4 protein-coding genes are annotated in these 23,550 nt (G+C 61.9%); all 4 read left to right on the top strand.

The features are described 5' to 3' along the window. Position 1: 1 nt before the first annotated feature. The 4 genes from AC5S26_RS19510 to AC5S26_RS19495 are packed head-to-tail and all read left to right on the top strand — an operon-like array spanning position 2 to position 23,550. Positions 2–9,112, top strand: a complete 9,111-nt coding sequence (locus AC5S26_RS19510; protein WP_494186594.1) for a type I polyketide synthase — start codon at positions 2–4, stop codon at positions 9,110–9,112. Between the two features lie 2 nt (positions 9,113–9,114). After that, a complete protein-coding gene (locus AC5S26_RS19505) occupies positions 9,115–10,728 on the top strand; it encodes an MBL fold metallo-hydrolase (protein WP_494186593.1) in 1,614 nt (537 codons plus the stop codon). Then, positions 10,712–14,578 carry an amino acid adenylation domain-containing protein gene (locus AC5S26_RS19500; protein ID WP_494186592.1) on the top strand — a complete coding sequence of 1,289 codons (3,867 nt, stop codon included), beginning with the start codon at positions 10,712–10,714 and terminating at the stop codon, positions 14,576–14,578. Before AC5S26_RS19505 ends, AC5S26_RS19500 begins: the two co-directional genes overlap by 17 nt. Continuing rightward, positions 14,575–23,550 (top strand): amino acid adenylation domain-containing protein, encoded by an 8,976-nt coding sequence (locus AC5S26_RS19495; RefSeq protein WP_494186591.1) that lies wholly within the window; start codon positions 14,575–14,577, stop codon positions 23,548–23,550. The genes AC5S26_RS19500 and AC5S26_RS19495 overlap by 4 nt, the downstream gene beginning before the upstream one ends.

Genomic DNA, 23,550 nt, shown 5'->3' with positions numbered 1-23,550 from the left:
GATGGGTATTGATAAGCAATCTTCTCTGCCTACGTCGGCCCAGAACACGGAGATGTCTCTGGTAAAGCGGACGCTCCTCCATCTGGAGCAGCTTCAGGCCAGGCTCGAAGCCGCGGAGCGCGCGAGGTCGGAACCGATTGCCATCGTCGGCATGAGCTGTCGCTTCCCTGGCGGAGCCAACCATCCTGAAAGCTTCTGGAAGAAGCTGCGCGACGGGACCGATGCCATCACGGAAGTACCCCTTGACCGCTGGAAGGTCGACGACTACTACAACCCCGACCCATCCGTCGCTGGCACGATGTACTGCCGTCACGGAGGCTTTCTCCCTGACGTCGACCGCTTTGACCCATCGTTCTTCCATATCAGTCCGCGCGAAGCCGCATCCATGGATCCGCAGCAGCGCCTGTTTCTTGAGACCTGCTACGAAGCGCTGGAATACGCAGCGATCCCTCCATCCTCGTTGAAGGGCACCAGCGCGGGAGTGTTCGTCGGGATTACGACCAATGACTATGCCAGCCTGCAAAGTAAGGTTGGCAATGTTGACGGTTACTTCTTCACCGGCAGCCCTCTCAACACAGCGGCTGGGCGGGTCTCTTATACGCTTGGCCTCCAGGGTCCGAGCATGGCCATCGACACAGCCTGCTCCTCATCAATAGTTTCCCTGCACGCCGCCTGTCAGAGCCTCCGCCTGGGAGAGTCCAGCCTGGCTTTGGCCGGAGGCGTCAACCTGATCCTCTCGCCCGACAATACCGTCGCTGTCTGCCGCACGCGCGCTCTCTCGCCCGGCGGGCGATGCAAGACCTTCGATGCCTCCGCAGATGGCTTTGTGCGGAGCGAGGGTTGCGGCGTGCTTGTCCTCAAGCGGCTGTCGGATGCAACTGCAGACGGCAATCGCGTGCTTGCTGTCATCCGCGCCTCCGCGGTCAATCATGACGGAGCCTCCTCCGGCTTCTCCGCTCCCAACGGAGTGGCGCAGGAGGCGGTTCTGCGAAAAGCCCTTGGGCAAATCGATCCAGCCTCTATCGACTACGTGGAAGCGCATGGCACAGGAACAGCGTTGGGAGATCCCATCGAGGTCAGGGCGCTGGCCGAGGTCTATGGCAAGGGACGTGCGGCCGGCAATCCTCTGAAGATTGGCTCAGTCAAGACCAACATCGGCCACGCCGAGTCAGCCTCGGGCATCGCGGGAGTCATTAAGGTCGTGCTCTCGCTGCTCCATGAAGAGATCCCTCCCCATCTGCACTTCCGTGATCCCAGCCCGTTCATCCCCTGGTCCGAGTTTCCTGTTGCGGTCACGGCGGAGGCCTCGCCATGGGCTCGCGGAGCGAAGGTCCGCCGCGCCGGCGTCAGTGCCTTTGGGGCCAGCGGCACGAATGCTCACATCGTGCTCGAAGAGGCTCCCGCAGTAAACACCGAATCCCACGCCTGTCAGCACCTCTCCCACCCGCTGCTCCTCTCTGCCAAATCGGGGCCTGCACTACAGGGCATGGCCGAAGCCTACCGGCTTTGGCTGGAAGCACATCCGCAGGCCAGCATGGCTTCGGTCTGCTGGTCTAGCAGCGCGGGACACGACCACTTTGCCCATCGGATCGGCTTCAGGATCACCTCACGTGAAGACGCCCTCGACAAACTCCGCGCCAGCACGGCGTTCGATGCCTCTACGTCTCAGCCTCCTCGCATCGCGTTTCTGTTTACCGGACAGGGATCGCAGTACACCGGCATGGGGCGCGAGCTGTATCGCACGCAGCCGGTTTTTCGCGATGCCATCGACCGATGCTGCGGTCTCGCTGATCCCCTTCCCTTGCGTAGGATCCTCTTCGAGGAGAACTCCGGCATCGACCAGACTGGCAACTGCCAGCCCGCGCTGTTCGCTCTGCAATACGCCCTAACCGAGCTTCTGAAGAGCTTCGGCATCGTTCCCGGCGCGGTCATAGGTCACAGCGTAGGAGAGTATGCAGCGGCGTGCGCCGCCGGAGTATTCTCGCTCGAAGACGGCATACGCCTGGTCTGCGAGCGAGGGAGGCTCATGCAGGCACTTCCTCAGGACGGCGCCATGGCAGCTGTGCTGACGGACCTCGCGACCGTGGAGCAGGCCATTCGGCCGCACGCCGCCGAGATCTCCATCGCCGCGATCAACGGGCCTCGCAATATCGTGATCTCTGGAACGCGCGACCGCGTCGCCGCCATCGCCAGGCACTTCGAAGAAAGCAGCGTGCGTTCTGTCGCTCTCAATACGTCGCATGCTTTCCACTCGCCGCTCCTCGAGTCCATGCTGGAACGCTTTGAGGCAGCAGCTCAACGCATCGCGATGCGACCGCCCCAGGTTCCGCTGGTGTCGAACCTTACCGGGACGCTGCAACATGAAGCGCCGTCGACCGGATACTGGCGCGATCACTGCCGCCAGCCCGTGCGCTTCGCAGAGGGGATACAAACACTGGCTGCCGCCAGCTTCGATACATTTCTAGAGATCGGCCCCAGGCCCATCCTGAGCGGTATGGCCAAGGCATGCCTGCCCGCTGATGCCGGGATCCATCTCGTTCCGCTGCTTCAGCCGGGCTCTCCGCAGGAGACGTTTCTCGATGCGCTCCTCCATCTCTATCGTCATGGAGCCGACATCCACTGGCGTGCCTATGAAGAGAAGGCGCCGGAACCCTTGCCGCTGCCCACATACGCCTTTCAGCGCAGTTCCATCTGGCTGCGCGAAACACCTCGCACGGAAGCACCTCGCACGAAGGCATCTCACCCGGAAATACGTTCTACAGAACAGCCCCTCTCTATGGTCAAAGCAGAGCAGAAAAAACGTACAGGTAGTGTCGATTGGCTACGCACGCAGGTAGCCGAACTTATCCAATCGGATCCAGCCAGCATCAACGTAGAGGTTCCCTTCCTCGAGCTGGGCGCTGACTCCATCGTCTTGATCGAGGCGGTCCGCCTGATTGAGAAGCAGTACGGCATCAAGCTGGTCATGCGCCGCTTCTTCGAGGACCTCGCCACCATCGCGGCCCTCGCCGCCTTCATCGACCAGAACAGCGCAGAGACCGAGCCGAGTGTCCCTGCTGCCTCAAGCGCCGCTCTTCCTGCGCCGGAGGGGCCCGGTTCCCTGGAGCGGATGATTGCCGACCAGAACCGCATGCTCTCCGAGGTGATGGCGCAGCAGATGGAGGTGATGCGCGCATCGCTGGGCATCGTGTCCCAGGGAACGCCGGCTGCTGCAACGGCCAAGCCGCCGCGCGTCCAACATGAGACTACAGCCGCGGCGGAGACTCCGAAGCCAATGATGCCTTGGGGCAATCCGGTGGAGCAGCGCGCTCGCGGTCTGACGCCGGTTCAGCAGCATCATCTTGAAGGCCTCATCGACCGCTTCACCACAAAAACCAGGCGCTCCAAGGAATCCGTCCAGGCATCGCGCTCCGTGGTTGCGGACAGCCGCGCTTCGGTCGGGTTTCGCTTCTCCACGAAGGAGATGCTCTATCCCATCGTCGGCGAGCGCACCTCCGGCTCGAGGCTCTGGGACATCGACGGCAACGAATATATCGACTTCACCATGGGATTCGGCGTGCATCTCTTCGGGCACGCACCGGAGTTCCTGCAGACCGCCATCGAGCGCGAGCTGAAGCGAAGCCTGGAACTCGGAGCGAGGTCACCACTGGTGGGCGATGTAGCAGAGCGCTTCGCTCGGATGACCGGTCACGATCGGGTCGCCTTCTCGAACACCGGTACGGAAGCCGTCATGACCGCCATGCGTCTGGCACGCGCCGTCACCGGCCGGGACACGATCGTCATGTTCACGCACTCGTATCACGGCCACTCGGACGGAACCCTGGCGGCGGCTAATCCCGTTGGCGGTACTGACGCTATTGCCCCGGGAGTCCCTGCTGGCTCCGTGGAGAACATCCTCGTACTCGACTACGGCAGCGATGCAGCTCTGGAGACCATCCGCACCCTGGGCCCATCGCTCGCCGCAGTGATCGTCGAGCCGGTACAAAGCCGTAACCCTTCTCTGCAGCCCGCTACATTTCTCAAGGAGCTTCGCTCCATCACGAAGCAGAGCAATACGGCGCTGATTTTCGACGAGATGATCACCGGCTTCCGTGTACATCCCGCAGGTGCGCAGGGGCTCTTCGGAGTTCGCGCCGACATCGCAACCTACGGAAAGATCATCGGCGGCGGTCTCCCGCTCGGCGTCATTGCGGGTACGGCGCACTTCATGGACGGCATCGACGGCGGCCTGTGGAGCTATGGCGATACGTCCTTTCCCGCCGCCGACCGCACTGCCTTCGGAGGAACGTTCTGCCAGTACCCGCTCTCTATGGCCGCGGCCCTTGCTGTGCTCAAGGAGTTGGAGCGCGAAGGCGGCGAGTTGCAGTTGCGCCTGAACGATCGCACCACCGAGCTGGCCGGCACGCTCAACACTCTCTTCATAGAAGAGCAGGCGCCTATTCGCGTTACCAGCTTCGGTTCCCTCTTCCGCTTTGAGTTCACGACCAACTTGGACCTCTTCTTTTATCACCTGCTCGAAAAGGGGATCTACATCTGGGAGTGGCGGACCTGCTTCCTCTCCACTGCTCACACCGAAGAAGACCTTCAGTACTTCGTGAAGGCCGTGCGTGAAAGCGTGATCGAGCTGAAGCGCGGCGGCTACATCAATCCTCCCGCCAGCGAGACCACGATCACCGTGCCTCTAAGCGAAGCACAGCACCAGCTATGGCTCGCCTCGCAGATCGGACCCGAGGGCTCGCTTGCGTACAACATCAATACCACGCTGGAGCTGCGAGGGAAGATCGACACGGACTCGCTGCGTCGGGCCGTCCAGGGCCTTGTCGACCGCCATGAGGCGCTGCGGACCATTTTCTCGGTGGATGGCAAGAGTCAGGTCGTCCAACCACGCCTTTCGCTAGATGTCCCCATCATCGAGAAGGACATCGAAGCCTGGCGCGCGCAGGAGAGCAAGACTCCGTTTGATCTAACTACCGGCCCGCTCTTCCGTGCGGCCCTGCTCCGGGTGGACGACGAGCGTTCCCTTCTATCGCTGACAGCACACCACATCCTCTGCGATGGATTCACCTTCGGCATTTTCCTGGAGGAACTTGCCAACGCCTACAACGGTAACGCTCCGGCAACGCCGGCGCTTCAGTTCCGCGGCTATCTCGAAGTGATCGAAGCACAGCGCGGCTCCGCGGAGATGGAGGCCCATCGTGCTTATTGGATCGCGGAGTGCCGGGTGCCGGTACCCGCGCTGCGTCTTCCCTCCGACCGTCCCTATCCCACCATCAGGAACTTCAACGGGCAACGCGTCTCCACCCGCATCGATGCGTCCTTTGCAGATGCTCTGCGCACCGCATCCCGGCGCGCAGGATGCACGCTGTACATGACCCTGCTCGCCGGATTCCAGATCTTTCTGCATCGCATCACTCGTCAGGACGAGATCATCGTTGGCATCCCCGTGACCGGCCGTTCCGTGCCCGGCAGCGAGCGCGTCGCGGGATACTGCACCCATCTCCTGCCCGTCCGCTCGCATCAGGAGGCCGATGCTACGGTGTCTGCGTTCCTTGCCGCAACGCGGAGACGCGTCCTCGACGCCCTCGAACACCAGGACTTTCCTTTTGCGGAGCTGCTGCGAGAGATCGGTTCCGAGCGCAATCTCCATGCGGCCCAGCTGGTCTCCACGGTCTTCAACCTGGAACCGGTCTCCGGGCTGCCTGCGCTCCGCGGCATCGAAGCAACACTGGTTCCACCGTCGGTCCACTACACGGCCTTCGACCTGAGCCTCAACACCATCGATACCGGAGCCGAGCTGCTTCTCGAATGCGTCTACGATAGCGACCTCTTTGACGAGAGCAGCGTGCATCGTTTCCTCGCTGTCTATCGCCAGGTCCTTTCCGCCATCACCCAGGACTTGGAAGTTTCGGTCTCGCGCGTCGCTTTGCTCCCCCCGGAAGATCGCGCGCTCCTCAAACAGTGGAACGACACGGCGGCCCCAGCCCTGAGCGGTAACGGCGTTCACCATCTCTTTGAGCAACAAGCCGCCAAGACACCCGATGCAACTGCCTTGATTCACCAGCAGCGCCGCATCTCCTATGCCGAGCTCAACCAACGGGCGGAAGAGATTGCCGCGCAGTTGCGCGGCGCAGGGGTCAAGCCCGGAGCTCTGGTGGGCGTTTACCTCCGGCGCGACCCCGACCTCATCGCCGCCCTGCTCGGCGTACTGAAGACCGGAGCAGCGTATGTTCCCATGGACCCCGCGTGGCCACAGGCACGCGTTGCCCTGGTACTGGAAGATGCCGCACTTGCAGCCATCGTTACCAGCCAGGAGCTCACAGACTCCTTGCCGTCCACCTGCACCTCTCTCTTGGTCGAGGAACAACCCAAGGAGCCTATTGCACCGGCCCTCTCCTCCCCAGTCTCTGAAGAAAGCCTCGCATGGGTCCTCTATACATCGGGCTCCACAGGCCGGCCCAAGGGCGTGATGATTCGCCACAGCAGCGCCGCAGCGTTCCTCGCCTGGACACACTCCTACTTCACGGCGACACAGACCGAGTGCGTATTGGCATCGACCTCCATCTGCTTCGACCTCTCCATCTTCGAGATCTTCACTCCGCTCAGCCGGGGAGGAAGACTACTGCTCGCCGAAAATGTTCTGGAGCTCGGCAGCTTGCCGGCAAAAGAAGAGATCACCCTGATCAATACGGTGCCTTCGGCCATGTCCACGCTGCTGCAGGCGTCGGTCCTGCCCGCGAGCGTCACTACCGTCAATCTCGCTGGAGAGCCTCTGCGCCGGCAGTTAGTCCGGTCCATCTATCAGGCAGCTCCTCGGGCCTCGGTTTATAACCTCTACGGCCCCAGTGAGGACACCACTTACTCCACCGGGACACGGATCGACCGCGACGATCCACTCGAACCATCCATCGGTCGTCCCATCGGCAATACTCAGGCATACATCCTCGACAGCCATCTGGAGCTTCTGCCCATCGGAACCATCGGCGAGCTGTTCCTGGGAGGCGCCGGCCTCGCCGCCGGCTATCTGAACCGCCCTGACCTCACTGCGGAGCGGTTCCTCACCGTTCCTTCCGTGACCCAGGGCCGGCTCTATCGCACCGGGGACATGGCACGCTATCGCTCCAACGGCGAGATCGAGTACCTCGGCCGCTCCGACAACCAGGTCAAGCTGCGGGGTTTCCGCATCGAGCCCGGTGAGATTGAAGCGGCGATCACAGCGCACATCGGCGTGGAGGCGGCGATAGTAGCTCTGCAGGGATCCGGCGAACGCGCGCACCTCATCGCATGGGTGCTCTCACGGGAGCCGGACGCGCGGCTCGTTGCGTCGCTGCGACTACGGCTGCGCGAGCAGTTGCCGGAGTACATGGTCCCCTCGGTCTTCGTCACCGCCGCCGAATTTCCTCTGCTGCCCAACGGAAAGATCGACCGCAGCAGCCTCCCCGTTCCGGAAGAAGATGCACCCCCGGCTCCTGCGGAAAACAATGTGGAGCGGAAGCTCGCGGCGATCTGGCAAAGCGCTCTCGACCTCCCTGCCATTCGCGCCGATGCGAACTTCTTCGAAGTGGGAGGAAACTCGCTGACTGCCATGCAGGTCATCGCCCAGACACGCCGGGACCTCGGCTGCCAGATCGAGTTGAAGACGCTCTTCTCGCATCCCACCATCGCCGGCCTCGCACGTCACATCGCAAACTCGACGGTGACGCCGTACGAGCCCATCCAACCGCTGCCCTCACAGGAGCATTACGCACTGTCCCCGGCGCAGCTGCGTTTCTGGGTGCAGGAGGGTCTGTGGACAGACGGCAGCGGGCCGATGCCGGCGTCATTCCAGATGGAAGGCTCTCTCGACGTCACTGCCCTGCAGCGAGCGTTCAGCCTGCTGGCTGCGCGGCATGAAATCCTCCGCACAGTGTTCGTCGAGGTCGACGGCCAGCCGCGGCAGAAGATCCTCACGCCCAAAGAGTTCGCCACCTCCTTCGAGCTGATCGATCTCAGTCACGCTGAAGATTCAGCGACCCAGCTTCATACACTCGAGATGCGCGAGCGCCTGGCCCCGATGGACCTGAGCGCAGGGCCACTCTTCCGCGTAAAGCTCGTGCGGCTGCACGCGACGCGGCACGTATGCGTCTGCGCGATGCACCACATCGTCAGCGACGGCATCACGAACGAGGTTCTACTCGACGACCTGCAGCGGCTCTACAGCGCTGCCGTCCAGCATGAAGAACCTTTGCTGGTTCCGCTCGCCGTGCAATACAAGGACTACGCCGCGTGGCTGAACGAGCTGCTCGACGGCCCCGAGGGCGAGCGCATGAAAGAGTACTGGCTCACCAAACTCTCCGGGTTCGCACCCTTCTCCCTGCCGGGCGACACCCCCAGCGGAACGATCCACAGCGAGCGCTGGAGGACGGCCCACCTCCCGATCGATGCGGCCCTTACCTCGGACCTGCAGGGGACGGCAGAGCGTCACAAGGCCACGCTCTTCATGGTGCTTGTCGCCGCCGTGAAAGCTCTGCTCTACCGCAAGTCGGGGCAAGAGGACATCATCGTCGGCACACCGGTGGCAGGACGCGTCCTGCCCGAGTTGGAGCAACAGGCCGGTCCTTATATGAACGTGCTAGCCCTGAGGGACCGCATCTTTGGCAGCGAGCGCTTCGACGCGCTGTTGATGCGAGTTCGCGAGACCATCGTCGAAGCCTTCTCCAACCAGCTCTATCCTTTGGACCATCTCTTCGAGCCCCTGCAGATTGTCCGCAACTTGGAGCGCAACCCGATCTTCGATATCGGCCTCACCCTTCAGAACCAACGCCGCGGCCCGCGTCAGGCTGGCTCGCTGCACATCTCCGAGACCGAGATTCTTCCGCGAGAGTCCCAGGACTCCGAAGCACAGACCGCTCTCTGGTTCCTGGTAAGCCCCGGCGAGACGGGGCTCGAGATCGACATCCTCTACGACCACTCCCGCATGAGCGAGGCCTATGTACAGACGCTTTCGCAGGAGCTCCAATCCATCTTCTCTGAAGTCTCTGCGCAGCCCGGAGTCCGCCTGCAGGACCTCCGGTTGGGACGCACTACTCGTCAACACGAACCCGTGAAACTCAGCATGGAAATGGGAGCCTTTTAGAAATGCCCTTTGGAAACAATGTCTATCTGAAGCAAAACATTCAGTTCGAGCCGCTCTTCAATCAGTGGTACGCCTGGTTTCTCTCCGTGCCGCCCGTTACGGCGTCGCTGAACATCGCGGAGCGCTACCTTCCGATCATGAAGTCCTACGTGGCGTCGCCCATGATGCATGCTACGGCCTGCAAGAACCCCGCGATGAAGGGCGGTCCCTTCATCGACCTCGATGGCAAGCGGGTGGACGAGATCCGGGACCTGATCACTGTGACCATGGAGCGTTCCGCCAGGCTGATCGAGTTTGCCAAAGGCTTCAAACAGCTTTCCACCCTGGTTGCGAAGGAGGCGCAGGGTTTTGCGATGGACCCCATCTATCCGCAGATTCCCGACATGCTGAAGGGATATGTGGAGCTCTACTATGACCTCAACCACAACCCGTCGTTTCGCGTGTTCGAGACGATGCTCTACGCCAGCCCCTACTACGAGCCTGAGGTCCAGAGCATCGCGCTCTCGGCCATCGACGCGAACACCCGCCGGCCATTCATCCTCAGCACGCCGCGCCTCAAAGATGATGGAACGATCTTCTGCCGGATGCCTTTTGCCTCGCCGGAGATCGACACGCTCTTCCATATGCGCGACGCCGCCGGTAGCTACACGGAGATCGCGGAGAAGTTTGGGATCACTGGCGACATCGAGCCGCTCTTCCGCACCTTCTTTACTGAAGAGGCTCCGGCGCCGAAGGACGACCGCTCCTACGACGGTGACGGATTCCGAATTCGTTATTACGGTCACGCCTGCGTCCTGATCCAGGCCCGCGGCGTGAACATTATGCTTGACCCCGCTGTCAGCTACGGTTACGAGACCGACCTTCCCCGCTATACCTTCGCCGACCTGCCCGAGCGGATCGATTACGCCCTCATCACGCACAGTCATCACGACCACATCATCCTCGAAACCCTCCTGCAGCTTCGCCACAGGATCGGCACCGTCGTCGTCGGCAGAAACTGTGACGGATTTCCGCAGGACCCCTCGCTGCAGCTCGCCCTGCGCAGGATCGGCTTCCCGAGCGTTATGGAGGTCCGCGACAACGAGTCGATCCCTGTCCCCGGCGGATGCATCACGGCCATTCCTTTCATGGGCGAGCACAACGACCTCGCCATCCAAAGCAAGAATGCGTACTTCATTCGCATCGGCAACCACTCGGTGCTGGGCATCGCGGACTCGTGCAATCTCGACCCCACGGTCTACGACCACATCTTCCGACAGACCGGCGAGCCGGATATCCTCTTCCTCGGCATGGAGTGCGAAGGCGCTCCGCCCTCCTGGGTCTTCGGTCCGCTCTTCCCGAAACCTCTGCCCCGCGACATCGACCACTCGCGGCGCGCCCGCGGATGCAATATCCACGAGGCTACGGCACTCGTCGATCGCTTCCACTTCAAGCAGGTCTATATCTACGCCATGGGTCAGGAGCCTTGGCTCAACCATATTCTCGATAACGAGTTCTCTGAAGACTCGCCTAGCCTCATTCAGTCGCGCACCTTCGTGAACTACTGCCGTTCGAAAGGGATCGAGTCCGAGAGCCTGTACGCCCAAAAGGAGATCTTCGTTGCCAGCGCTCACTGAAATCAACGCTCTTGTCACCAGCGGTCCGTATGCCGAGCACCGTGAGTTCTGGGTAAGCGCTTACGCGCGCATTCAGGACGACTTCCGGTTCACGCAGAATGTGCAGTCCTACGCGCTGCCGAACGGCCCCGAACCGGTCTATCGCTTCGAGATCGGTGGCGCTGCCGCGGACTTCCTCCACAGCGCCTCCCAGCAGAGCGAGACAGGACGCTTTGTCATTCTGCTTGCCGCGCTGTTCCGCGTTCTCGAGCGATACAGCGGAGCGAAGGACTGCTTCGTCGATTCGCCGCGCCTGCTGACCAAGCCTCAGCCGGAGTTCGAAGGTGCGATCCCGCTGATCGCAGAATCCTCCGCTGGGCTGACCGTTCGTGAGTACCTCAATCAAGTCCGCACCATGGTGCAGGAAACCTACGCCTACCAGGACTTCCCTGTCAGCGACTTCGCCGCCACGCTCCTCCAGCACCGGCCGGCGACCAACATCCTTCTGCAATGGGAGGGGCTGCATCTGCCTGCGTCCGGCCGCTATGACCTGATGATCACAGCGAATCGCGGATCTACACTTGCCCTCACCCTGGAGGGCAATCCCAACCTGTTCACGCTGCACTTCCTGCAGTACTTCGCAAGGCATCTCACGCATGTGATCGCGGGCTTCGCCGAGCTCGACAGCCCGCTGGACAGGATATCTCTTCTCGATGAAGCCGAGAGGCTGCGTCTCACGACCCGCGCGGCGGCGGTCCCCGTCAACGGCACCTTCCTTGACCACTTCGCGGAACGCGTGAAGGCGGCGCCGGACAGCATCGCCATCGCCACAGACGATGCCCAGGTCACCTACGCGGAGCTTGACGACCAGTCGTCCCGGCTGGCCAACTTCCTCAATACCGACTACTCCATCAACCATGGCGACACAGTCGGCATCCTCTCGGACCGTTCCGAACGCTGGGTGATCGGCCTGCTCGGTGTGCTGAAGGCAGGCGGCGTCTATCTCCCGCTCGACCCCGAGCTCCCGCCGGACCGGCTCCGCTTCATGATCGAGGACGCCAACGTTCGCACGCTGCTCCTGCATTCCGAACACCTGCCGCTCCTCACCGACATGTGGATGATTCCCATGGTCGCGCTGGACTTCCAGCTCGCGGCGCTCGAGCCTGCTCCCGAACAGACCGCCAGCAGCGTCCTTCCGGAAGACGCCGCGTACATCATCTACACCTCCGGCTCGACGGGCATTCCAAAGGGAGTTGTCCTCTCACACCGCGGCCTCTTGAACATGGCGCAGCACCACGTCACCGCCTTCGGCTTCGACGAGACGGACCGCCTGATCCAGTTCTATTCCGCTAGCTTTGACGGGTCCATGATGGAGGTGTGCGTCTCCCTGCTGGCGGGTGCTCGCCTTGTCCTGGCGCGGCCTGACATCGTCAAGGACCCCCAGCAGTTCTCCGCCTACATGGCGAAGCATCAAGTCACCACCGTCAACGCGTTGCCCATGTATCTCAACGCGCTGGATTGGTCTATCCTCGATTCCGTCAAGCGAATCATCAGCGCCGGTGACAGCGCCCGCGTGGACGACGCTGTACACCTCTCCCAGACACGCACGGTCCATAACTCGTACGGCCCCACCGAAGCGACCGTATGCGTCACTGACTATGTAGTCGATCCCAACGCGCACTACGGCAGCCGTCTGCCCGTCGGGAAGCCTATCCAGAACGTGCACATCTATCTACTTGATGAAGACCGTCAGCTGGTGCCGGAAGGCTGCCTCGGAGAGATTTGTATCGCCGGCGTGGCTCTCGCGCAGGGTTATCTCAACCGTGAGGAGCTCACAGCGGCGGGCTTCATCGCCAATCCGTTTGAGCCCGGCGAGCGCATCTATCGCACCGGCGATATGGGAGTATGGCTACCCGATGGCAACCTCGAAATCGCCGGACGCAGGGACTCTCAGGTAAAGGTCCGCGGTTATCGCATCGAGCTCGGCGAGTTGGAAGCAGCGCTCCGAGAGCAGAAGGGCGTCACCGATGCCGTGGTTCTGCTCAAAGACGATGCGACGCGTGGTAAACATCTCATCGCCTGGGTTACCCCCGAGACCGTGGACCCCACCAGCCTGCGCGAGGCACTGAAGAACAAGCTGCCGGGTTACATGGTGCCGGCGTCCATTCACACGCTCGCGAAGCTGCCAACGACCTCCAGCGGAAAGATCGACCGACGCACACTCGCGTCCATGGCAACCGATTCGGATGCAGCTTTCGGCTCCGGCGATCAGGCGACGCCGACGAACGTGATCGAGCAGACGCTGCTCTCCATATGGGAACAACTGCTTGGACGCGACCGTATCGGAATCAACGAGAACTTCTTCGATCTGGGAGGAGATTCCATTCTCATCCTCCAGGTCATCTCCCGGGCTCATCAGTCGGGCATCAAGCTCACGGCGAAGCAGCACTTTGAGCATCCGACCATCTCCGCTCTCGCCAAGGTGGCTGTCGATATATCGGGCACCCGGGCTCCACAGGAGTCGGCCACCGGCCCAGTGCCGCTCACTCCGGCGCAGCACTGGTTCTATGAGAAGCAGGTCAAAGAGCTCCACCACTTCAACCAGTCCATCCTGCTCGAAGTGCCGCGAGATCTCGATCAGCAGACACTCGAACGGGCGTTGAACGAGCTCGTACAACACCACGACTCTCTCCGCCTTGTCTTCGTGGAAGACGACGGCGTCTGGCAGCAAGCCTACTTCGATCAGGCGCCCCTCGTCGCAGTCAGCACCTCTACCCCCTCCACTGAGGACGAGCGGCTCGCCACCGCGACGGAGCTGCAGCTGAACTTCAACCTGCTACAGCCGCCACTCCTGCGAGCACACCTCTTCCAGCCCTCAGCCTCCTGCCCTGCTCATCTTCTGCTCATCGCGCATCACCTGATCGTGGATGGAGTCTCTTGGCGCGTTCTGCTCGAAGACCTGCATACTGCCTGCAGGCAGCTTCAGGAAGGAGCTGGCGTCAGGCTACCGCTCAAGACCTCCTCCATCGGCGAGTGGACCCGGATGCTGAGCGATCTCAGCATGACTGAATTCGAGGGCCTTGGATACTGGACCTCCCGGCAGGACGAAACGGCAACATACTTTGACGGTGTCTCCCCAGGCACCATCGCCTCTGCCCGCACGCACGTCACAGAGTTGGACCCGCAGCAGACGGACGTTCTGCTGCACCACGCGCCGCGCGCGCTCTCCGCCGATATCCACGAGGTGCTTCTCACCGCGCTCCTGATGACCTTCCGACACTGGACCAAAACCAACAGCCTGCTCGTCGACATGGAGGGCCACGGTCGAGAAACCTTCTCCAGCGCCATCGACCTCTCGCGCACAGTCGGCTGGTTTACCGCGCTCTACCCTGTTCTCTTGCAGATGCCGGAGGCGGCCACTCCAGAGGTTGTCCTGGGAATGATCCAAACGCAGCTCCGCGCCGTCCCCCATCATGGCGCCAGTTATGGCATCGCACGCTATCTGCGCCAGGAACCGGCGCTCCAGATGGATGCCGTTGCGCCTGTCCTCTTCAACTACATGGGACAGATCGACCGGCTCCTTCCAAGCGACTCCGGGTGGAAGCCGATACTGCGCTCGAATGGGCCTGAACGCAGTTCGCAGACCGAACGCCTTCACCTTTTTGAGCTGGAAGGCATCGTGCTCGACGGCTGCTTCCGCCTGAGCTGGACATACAACCAGGATGTCTACTCCGCTTACGAAATCGCGGAGCTTGCACAAAGCTATAAGAACCACCTGTTTCAGGTGATGTCGCTCTCCGTCGCTTCTCCCCTGCCCTCGCGCATCCACAGCGATAGCGCCGCCGCGTTCGCCACACGGGCCACATCGTGACAACGACCGCCATCGCCACAGACATGTACGAGCTTTCGCCCATGCAGAGGGCGATGCTCTTCCATGCTCTGCATCATCCCGGGCGCACCACCAGCTTCAATCAGTTCAGCGGCCGTATTACAGGCAGCCTCGATCCGCGCAGCTTCCGCCAGGCATGGCAGAACCTGATGGACCGCCATACCGTCCTGCGTACCTCTTTTCAGTGGGAGCTGCTCGACAGGCCTATGCAGATCGTCCATCCTCCGGAGGTCGAGCTGCCATGGACGGAGTTCGATTGGCGGGTCCTGCCGGAGACGGAGCAGCATGAGCGATTCCAGCAACTTCTCCGGGACGATCTCGCAAAGGGTTTCTCTCTCGAACAGGTCCCTCTCATGCGGTGCGCGCTGGCGCGCATCGACGATGACCGATACCTCTTCCTCTGGAGCCATCACCATCTCCTCACCGATGGCTGGTGCCTCTCGCTTGTGATGGAGGAGGTCTTCGCGCACTACGCGTATCTGACCCAGGGCGTACCGCTCATTCTGAGCGCCGCTCCCCCCTATCGCGACTACATCGACTGGCTGGACCGTCAGGATATCGACGCCGCCCGGCAGTTCTGGACCCGCTACCTGGAAGGGTTCGAGTCGCCGACACGCATGCCTGTCGCGGGCCAAGTGGTATCGGAATTCGGCGCGGCGACGGAGCAGCTTCACTCGCACCTCTCTCAGGAACTCAGTAGCCGGCTGAAGGCGTTCGCCAGGGAGCACCGCCTCACTCCCAACACGATCGTGCAGGGAGCTTGGGCGATCCTGCTCGCGCGCTACGCCTCGGAGGCCGATGTGGTCTTCGGCACGACCGTCGCGGGCCGTCCCTCCGACCTGCCCGGCGTCGAGACCATGCTCGGCCTCTTCATCAATACGGTACCGGTCCGTGTGCGGGTCGATCCTCGCCAGCCCCTGGTGCCCTGGCTCCGCATGATCCAGGCGCGGCAGGCGGCCCGCAGCCAGTTTGAATACGCTCCGCTGCCGGAGATCCAGCGCTGGAGCGAAGTGCCTCCAGCCACTCCGCTGTTTGAGAGCAACGTCATCTTCATGAACTACCCACTCGATCACTCCCTGGTCGAGGGCGCTTATGGCATCGGCATCGACCAGGTTCAGCTCTATGATCGTGCCGATGTTCCCGTCGAGCTTCAGGTCACTGCACAGTCGCAGTGGGAGATCGACCTTGGGTATGATCCCGAGCGCTTCGAGCGCGAGACCATGCAACGCATGCTCCTACACTTCGGAGCCCTGCTGGAACAGTTTGTCGACGAGCCCACCAGGCCCATCGGACGCTTCTCTCTGCTGACCGCAACGGAGCGCGAGCAAGCCCTGCGAAACGCTCGCGGCCGGGACGCTCCTTTCGATGCGTCTCGCACGCTCGTTCACCGCCTCGAAGAGGACGCTGCTGCCCATCCCGAGCGGGCGGCCGTCGAATGCGAAGGCAGGGTCGTCTCCATCGCAGAATTGAACGCGCGCGCCAACCGCCTTGCGCGCCATCTGCTGGCGACGGCGCCTCTCCAACAGGATGATCTCGTCGCCATTCTCGCGCCGCGCTCCGAACGCATGATGGAGGCTATCCTTGCTATCTGGAAGTGCGGGGCAGCGTATGTCCCCATCGACCCCGCGTACCCGGCCGAACGCATCCGCACAATCCTCACCGATTCGCGAACGAAAGTCCTCCTCACCACCACGGAGCTTCTCTCCAGTGACTTCCACTCAATTGCTCCCATCGTCAATCTCGATGACCGTGTCGAAGGCGATAGCAGCGACCTCCTGTTACCAGTCCTTCCAGGGAGCCTGGCGTATGTGATCTACACCTCGGGTTCCACTGGCACGCCGAAGGGTGCGATGGTGGAGCACGCGGGAATGCTTAATCACATGCTCGCCAAGGTGAACGACTTCTCTCTCGATTCCACCTCGGTCGTCGCGCAGAACGCCTCCCACTGCTTCGATATCTCAGTCTGGCAGCTCTTTGCCGCTCCCCTGGCCGGAGGTTGCACGGTCATCGCCGGGAAGGAACTAGTCCACGATGTTCCCCGTTTTCTCTCTTGCATCGAGTCCACCAGAGTCAACATCCTCGAGGTCGTGCCCTCCTACCTCGCATTGCTGCTGGAACAGGTCTCCTCCCAACCTGGCCTTTTGAATCATCTGCGCTATCTGCTCGTCACGGGCGAGATCGTCAGTCCGCTTCTGGTCGAGGCTTGGTTCCGTCTGTTCCCAGATACTCCGCTCGTCAATGCCTACGGCCCGACAGAGGCATCCGACGACATCACACACCACTTCATGACACAGGCTCACGGATACGCGTCCGTCCCGCTCGGCAGGCCGATCCAGAACCTTCGCCTCTACGTCGTCGATGAACAGATGAATCTTTGCCCGGCCGGCGTGAACGGAGAGATCTGCGTCTCGGGCATCGGCGTGGGCCGTGGCTATCTCGGCAACGAAGCTCAGACCAAGTCCGTGTTTCTTGACGATCCCTTCCATGAGCAGCTCGGCGTTCGCATGTATCGCACCGGCGATATCGGCTGCATGCTTCCCGATGGTGTCCTTACGCTCGCCGGGCGCAGGGACCACCAGGTCAAGATCCGCGGCTACCGCATCGAGCTCGGAGAGATTGAGACCGCGCTCCGCAAGCTGCCGCAAATTCGCGAGGCCGTGGTCACAGCACACCAGGGCACAGACGGCCAGGCTCTGCTCTGCGCCTATGTGGTCTTCCGTGATACTCCATGGGCGGACGCAAAGATCTCCGCCGCTCTCGGCCTAAGGCTGCCGGAGTACATGGTTCCCGCCGTCTACATCGTGCTGGAACAGCTGCCGCTCACCCGCAACGGGAAGGTCGATCGCTCCGCCCTGCCCTCCCCCGACGCGACCAGGCTCACGGCAAAACAAACCAGCGTACCGCCGCGCAATCCGATCGAAGCTACCTTATGTGCGGCCTGCGGAGAGGCGCTCGGCATTGACCCGCCGGGAGTCCATGACAACCTCTTCGCACTCGGAGGCGATTCGATCCTCAGTATGCGCATCGTGGCGCTGGCCGCACGAGCTGGACTAAAGATCACGACACGGCAGATCTTCCAGTATCCAACCGTGGCTGAGCTGGCGACAGTGGCGGTTCCCCTGGAACCACAGGCCGTCGAGCAGCAGGTCCCAGCTGGCCCGGCTCCCCTCACGCCGATCCAGGAGAGGTTTTTCGAACAGCGCAAACACGATCAGAACCAGTACAACCAATCCGTGCTTCTGGAGGTGCCCGCCGGTCTCGACACCGCCCTCCTGCAAGCCGCCCTGCAGAGCGCCGCGCAAATACATGACGCCTTCCGGCTTCGCTTCCATAAGACCTCGACTGGATGGGGCCAGGAGATCATCTCTGCCGCTCATCTCCCACTCGCGATTCACGAGATCGCACCCAGCGAGCTCGCTCGATATGTTGATAATGCGCACGCGAGTCTGGACATCACGCACGGCCCCCTCGTACGAGCTGAGTTCTTTCGCTTTGCCGGCGATGCAACCGCGCGCCTGCTGCTCATCGCACACCATCTGGTCATCGATGGCGTCTCCTGGGGCATCTTTCTGGAGACGCTCTACAGCAACTACAAGCAGATGGCGGCCCCTCCACCGACAGCGGCATGGACCTCCTTCGCCAGCGGTCTGGAGAGGCTGGCCAGCTCTGGAGTTCTCGATGCCGATCGAGCGTACTGGAACTCGATTGCGGATATGCCGGTGCCTGAACTGCCGGTCGATCTCCAGCCGCAACTGGGGCCCGATCTAGTCTCCTCTGCCGAGGAGGTCCGTACCAGTCTTGACGAAGACCTCACGACGGCACTGCTTACGGCAGCACCGCAAGCGTATCGCGCGCACGTCAACGATCTGTTGCTCGCCGCCCTCTGTCTCGCACTGCAAAGCTGGACAGGCGTCACGGACATCGCCGTCGATCTCGAAGCGCATGGGCGCAACGAACTCGTGCACGGCCTCGACATCACTCGAACGATAGGATGGTTCACCGCAATCTATCCTGTCGTCTTCCATCTGCAGGAAAGCAACGACTCAGCCAGCATCCTCAAGTCCGTCAAGGAGACGCTACGCAGCGTCCCCAGCGGCGGCATTAGCTATGGCCTGCTGCGCCGCTCGCTCGGCGCCACCGTGCCGACCCCACACATCCTCTTCAACTACCTGGGACAAACCGACCAGCTTTTCCCGGCCTCGTTCGAGTGGAAACTCGCTCCCGAAACTAGCGGAACGGGCCGAAACCACGATCAACTTCGCGAGTACCCTCTTACGCTCAACTGCTATGTCACCGGCAGCCGGCTCCACATGGCGTGGGAGTTCAGCCGTCACCTACATCACGCTGCCACGATCCGCGCCCTCGCTCACAGCTACGAGTCTGCGCTGGCGTCGCTGATAAAGCATTGCTCAAGCGGCCGCACGCTCGGATTCACGCCATCCGACTTCCCCCTCGCATCTCTGACCCAGGGGCCGCTCGATGCACTGACCGCACACGACCCCTCCGATGTGGAAGACATCTACGCCCTCACCCCCACGCAGCAGGGTATGCTCTTCCACAGCCTCTATGAGCCCGATGCTGGAGCGTACATCAACAACTTCAGTTGCCTCATCGAGGGCGAGCTTAGCGTGGAACGGTTTCAACGAGCGTGGACTGACGTGGTGCAGCGCCACCAGGTCCTACGCACCTCGTTCCACTTCGAAGGCGCCGAATCTCCGGTCCAGGTGGTGCATCGCCGTGTCAACATTCCCTGGCACATCGAAGACCATCGCCATCTTCCAGAGACCGAGACTGCCGTCGCCTGGCAACTTCACCTCGAACAGGAACGCTCTTGCCGCTTCGACCTCACGCATGCGCCGCTGCTGCAACTAAGCCTTCACCGCGTGGGTGAAGCTGCGTGGCGATTCAACTGGTGCCAGCATCACATCGTGCTTGACGGCTGGAGCACAGGGCTGGTGATGCGTGACGTCATCGCTGCCTACGACGCTCTCGCCTATTCTGCGCCTCCCCCCTTCCGCGAGCACATCGCGTGGCTGAGGTCGCAGAACCTCTCGGCTGCGGAGGAGTTCTGGACCAACCGCCTCGCGAGCTTCACGCTGCCGACTCCTTTACCACTCAGCCCTGCCGAGATGACAGGCGTGGCCGGCGCCGGCACGTACGAAGAGGCGGAGGCCATGCTCTCTGCTTCCGCTACCACCCAGCTCACCTACTTTGCGCAGGAGCAGGGCGTCACCCTGAACACCATCGCTGTAGCGACGTGGGCCCTTCTGCTCCATCGCTACAGCGGAGAGTCCGACGTCGTCTTCGGCACCATCGTCTCCGGACGCCCCGATGCTCCTGATGCAGACAGCATGGTCGGCCTGTTCATCAATGCGCTGCCGGTCCGCTGTGAGATCACACCGGAGCCACTGCGGCCGTGGATCCAGAAGCTTCAGGCCAACCTCGCGCAGCAGAATGAATTCGCCTACTATCCTCTCGCGGAGATCCAGAAGCGCAGCGGCGTTCCCTCCACCGCACCCCTCTTCGAGAGTCTGCTCATCTTCCAGAACTATCCCATTGAAGACGCCATGGGAGAGTCACTCGCAGGCATTCGCATCCGTGAGGTGCAGGCCTTCGATCCCAACAACTATCCGATCTCGCTCGTGATTACCCCGGGTTCACAGCTCTCCGTGCGCGTCTTGTTCAACAACGCGCGTTTCGACCGCAAAACGGTAGACCGCATTCTTGGGCATTTCGAGACACTTCTCTCCAGCTTTGCCACCTCGGCCGAGGCTCCGATCACCACACTGCCGATCCTCACCGCACGGGAGCGGCAGCAAATCCTCCAGGAGTGGAACGACACATCAGCTCCTGTTCCCTCGGACAAGACCCTCCTGGACCTCATCGAATCCACGGCGCAACAGAACCCCAGGAGAATCGCCGTTCGCTGCGGCGAGGTCTCCCGCAGTTACGGCGACGTGCTTCAGCGCGCGAACCTGATCGCCGGCGACTTGGCCACGCATCACGGCATTCGGCCTGGCGACCGCGTCGCCCTGCTGATGCCTCGTTCCGTGGCGATGATCGAGACCATCCTGGCGATCTGGAAGTGCGGTGCGGCCTATGTGCCTGTCGACCTCGGTTATCCTGAGCATCGCATCCAAACGATCCTCTCTGCCGCGAAGCCTTCCCTGGTTGTGAGAGAGGACAGCAGCCTCTTCGACACTGCCGAACATAACGCGCCCTTTGCTCCGCTCTGCCGCCCGGAAGGCGTGAGCTATGTGATCTTCACCTCCGGGTCAACAGGCCAGCCGAAGGGCGCCATGGTCGAGCAGCGCGGCATGCTCAACCACGTTCTCGCCATGGTGCGCCGCATGCAGCTCGGCCACGACAGCGTCATCGCGCAGACGGCCTCACACTGTTCTGACATCTCCGTCTGGCAGTTCTTCGCCGCTCTGGTCGCAGGAGGCCAAACCGTCATTTATCCCGATTCGGTGGTTCTGGAGCCATCCTCTCTCATCGACGCCCTGCGCCGGGATGGCGTCACCGCCATGCAGTTCGTCCCAACCTACCTAGCCACGTTCCTCGACGAGCTGAGACAGGAAAAGATCACCACCTTTCCCGCACTGCGATATCTCCTCGCCATCGGTGAGGTCCTGCAACCAGCACACGTCCGCTCATGGTTCGCTCTCAATCCGGAAGTGCCGCTGCTCAACACCTACGGGCCGACCGAAGCATCCGACTCGATTGCGCACTGCCTCATGCAGGAAACGCCGACACTGCCCTCCATTCCTCTCGGCAAGCCGATACAGAACCTTCGGCTCTACATTCTCGATGCCCACAAGAATCTCTGTCCTATCGGCGTAAAAGGGGAGATTTGTGTGGCAGGAGTCGGTGTGGGGCGTGGATACCTTTTCGACGAGACACGCACGCGCGCCGTCTTCGAGGATGATCCGTTCTCGCAAGAGCCAGGCGTCCGGATGTATCACACCGGCGACCTCGGGTGCTTCGCCCCGGACGGCAACATCCTCTTCTTTGGCCGTCGCGATTTCCAGGTAAAGATCCGGGGATATCGCGTCGAGCTCGGCGAGATAGAATCCACGATCACGGGCCTCGACGGTATATCGCAGGCCGTCGTCGTAGCGTATAGCGATAGCGATGGCGCGAAGCATCTGTGCGCTTACGCAACAGGAAAGAGCTGGACGCCCGCGACTCTGCGAGCTGCACTGGCCGAGCAGCTTCCCGCGCACATGGTACCGGACTTCGTCATGCTGCTTGACGAGATGCCGGTAACCCCCAACGGCAAGATCCATCGCGCCGCGCTTCCTCCGCCGCAACAGCCGGAGACCGCTGCGGCAGCGACCTCCATCCCACGCTTCCCCGTTGAAGCGGCGCTCGGACGCATCTTCGCCGAAACTCTTCAGCGCGATGCAGTAGGTATGGAAGACAACTTCTTCGACATCGGAGGCCACAGCCTGAAGGCCATGCTCCTGATCGGCCGCGTCCGCCGCGAGCTTGGAGTCGAGGTCTCCATTGCGGATATCTTCTCCTCGCCCACACCTCGCGCGCTCGCCGAAAAGCTGTCTCACGTAGCGCAGACCGATAGCAAGGAGATCCAGGCGCTTCCGCCGCAGCCGTGGCATCCGGTCTCGCGCGCGCAAAAGCGGATCTGGCTCGCCAGCCGCAGCTCCGGCGCCTCGACATACAACATGCCCGCGGCGTTGCAGCTCGAAGGCGAGATCGATACCAGCCGGCTGGCCTCCGCGCTCGAACAGCTCGTCGATCGCCATGAGAGCCTGCGCACCGTCTTTGACCTCGTTCAGGGATCGCTGCAGCAGAAGATCCTTACCCGCGTAGCCAGCGGCTTTCACGTACAGCGCCCCGCCATCGACGGCAGTCTGGACGATCTCATTCAACGAGAAGCGCAGAGGCCCTTCGAGCTTGCCAAGGGGCCGCTCTTCCGCGCCACGATCCTTGAGACGGGACCGTCAACCCATGTCCTTCTCGTCACACTTCACCACATCGTCGCCGACGCGTGGTCCATGACGGTGCTCGCACGCGACCTCCGGGCGCTCTATGCAGGGCTTGCTCTGACACCCCTCCCGATTCAGTACCGTGATTACGCGGCGTGGCACAACGAACAGCTCAACGCGATGCAGCTTCACCGCGAGTTCTGGAAGCGTGAGCTCCAGGACGCCACGCGCCTGCTACTGCCGCTCGATCACGCACGGCCATCGCGCCCCACCCACAGCGGACGCAGCCTCGCACTCGACATCGAAGCGTCAAGAACCGCTACGTTACAAGCGTTCGCTCGCCACCACCACACGTCTCTCTACAACATCGTCCTCTCCTCCATCTGTATCCTGCTGGCATGTGAGAGCGGAAGTGATGATCTCCTGATCGGGACTGTCTCCGCGGGCCGCGACCATCAGCAGCTCGAAGCGCAGATCGGCGTCTTCCTCAACCCGGTCGCACTGCGAGTACAGATACCCACGAACAGCACCATCGAACAGGCGATCCATCGGGTCATCCAGGCTTCGGTTCAGGTACAGCAGCACGCTGCCTATCCCTTCGACCTCCTGCTCGAAGAGTTGAAGGTACGTTCCGCTCCGAACCAGACTCCGCTCTTCGCCGTGCAGGTCGACTACGTCGCGGACCTCGAACCCCACCACGATCTTCCCGTGCGCGTGCTTGCCCAGGAAGACACAACCTCGAAATTCGACCTCTCGTTTCATATCGTGGAAGAGGCGGACGGCCTTCGCGTCTCGCTCCTCTACAACACAGACCTCTTTCGCGAGGAGACCATCCGCACGATGCGTGACCGGCTCGTTGACATTCAGACCGCATGCATCGACACACCGGATATGCCGATTGGCAGCATCCCGCTCACGCCCAAACCACCTGTCCCACAACAAAAAATCCGTGTCGGCCTCCGTCTGAAGCCAGCCGCCGCCGAGTCCCCTTTTCTGGAGCCTTAA

The organism is Edaphobacter sp. FHG110511_03 (assembly GCF_059115365.1).
The sequence above is the reverse complement of the archived record's forward strand: the minus strand, read 5'-3'. Positions and strand labels throughout refer to the sequence as shown.

Excerpts from the sequence above, each read along its gene's own strand:
- AC5S26_RS19510 (WP_494186594.1), top strand. The coding sequence starts at position 2 with ATGGGTATTGATAAGCAATCTTCTCTGCCTACGTCGGCCCAGAACACG.
- AC5S26_RS19505 (WP_494186593.1), top strand. The coding sequence starts at position 9,115 with ATGCCCTTTGGAAACAATGTCTATCTGAAGCAAAACATTCAGTTCGAG.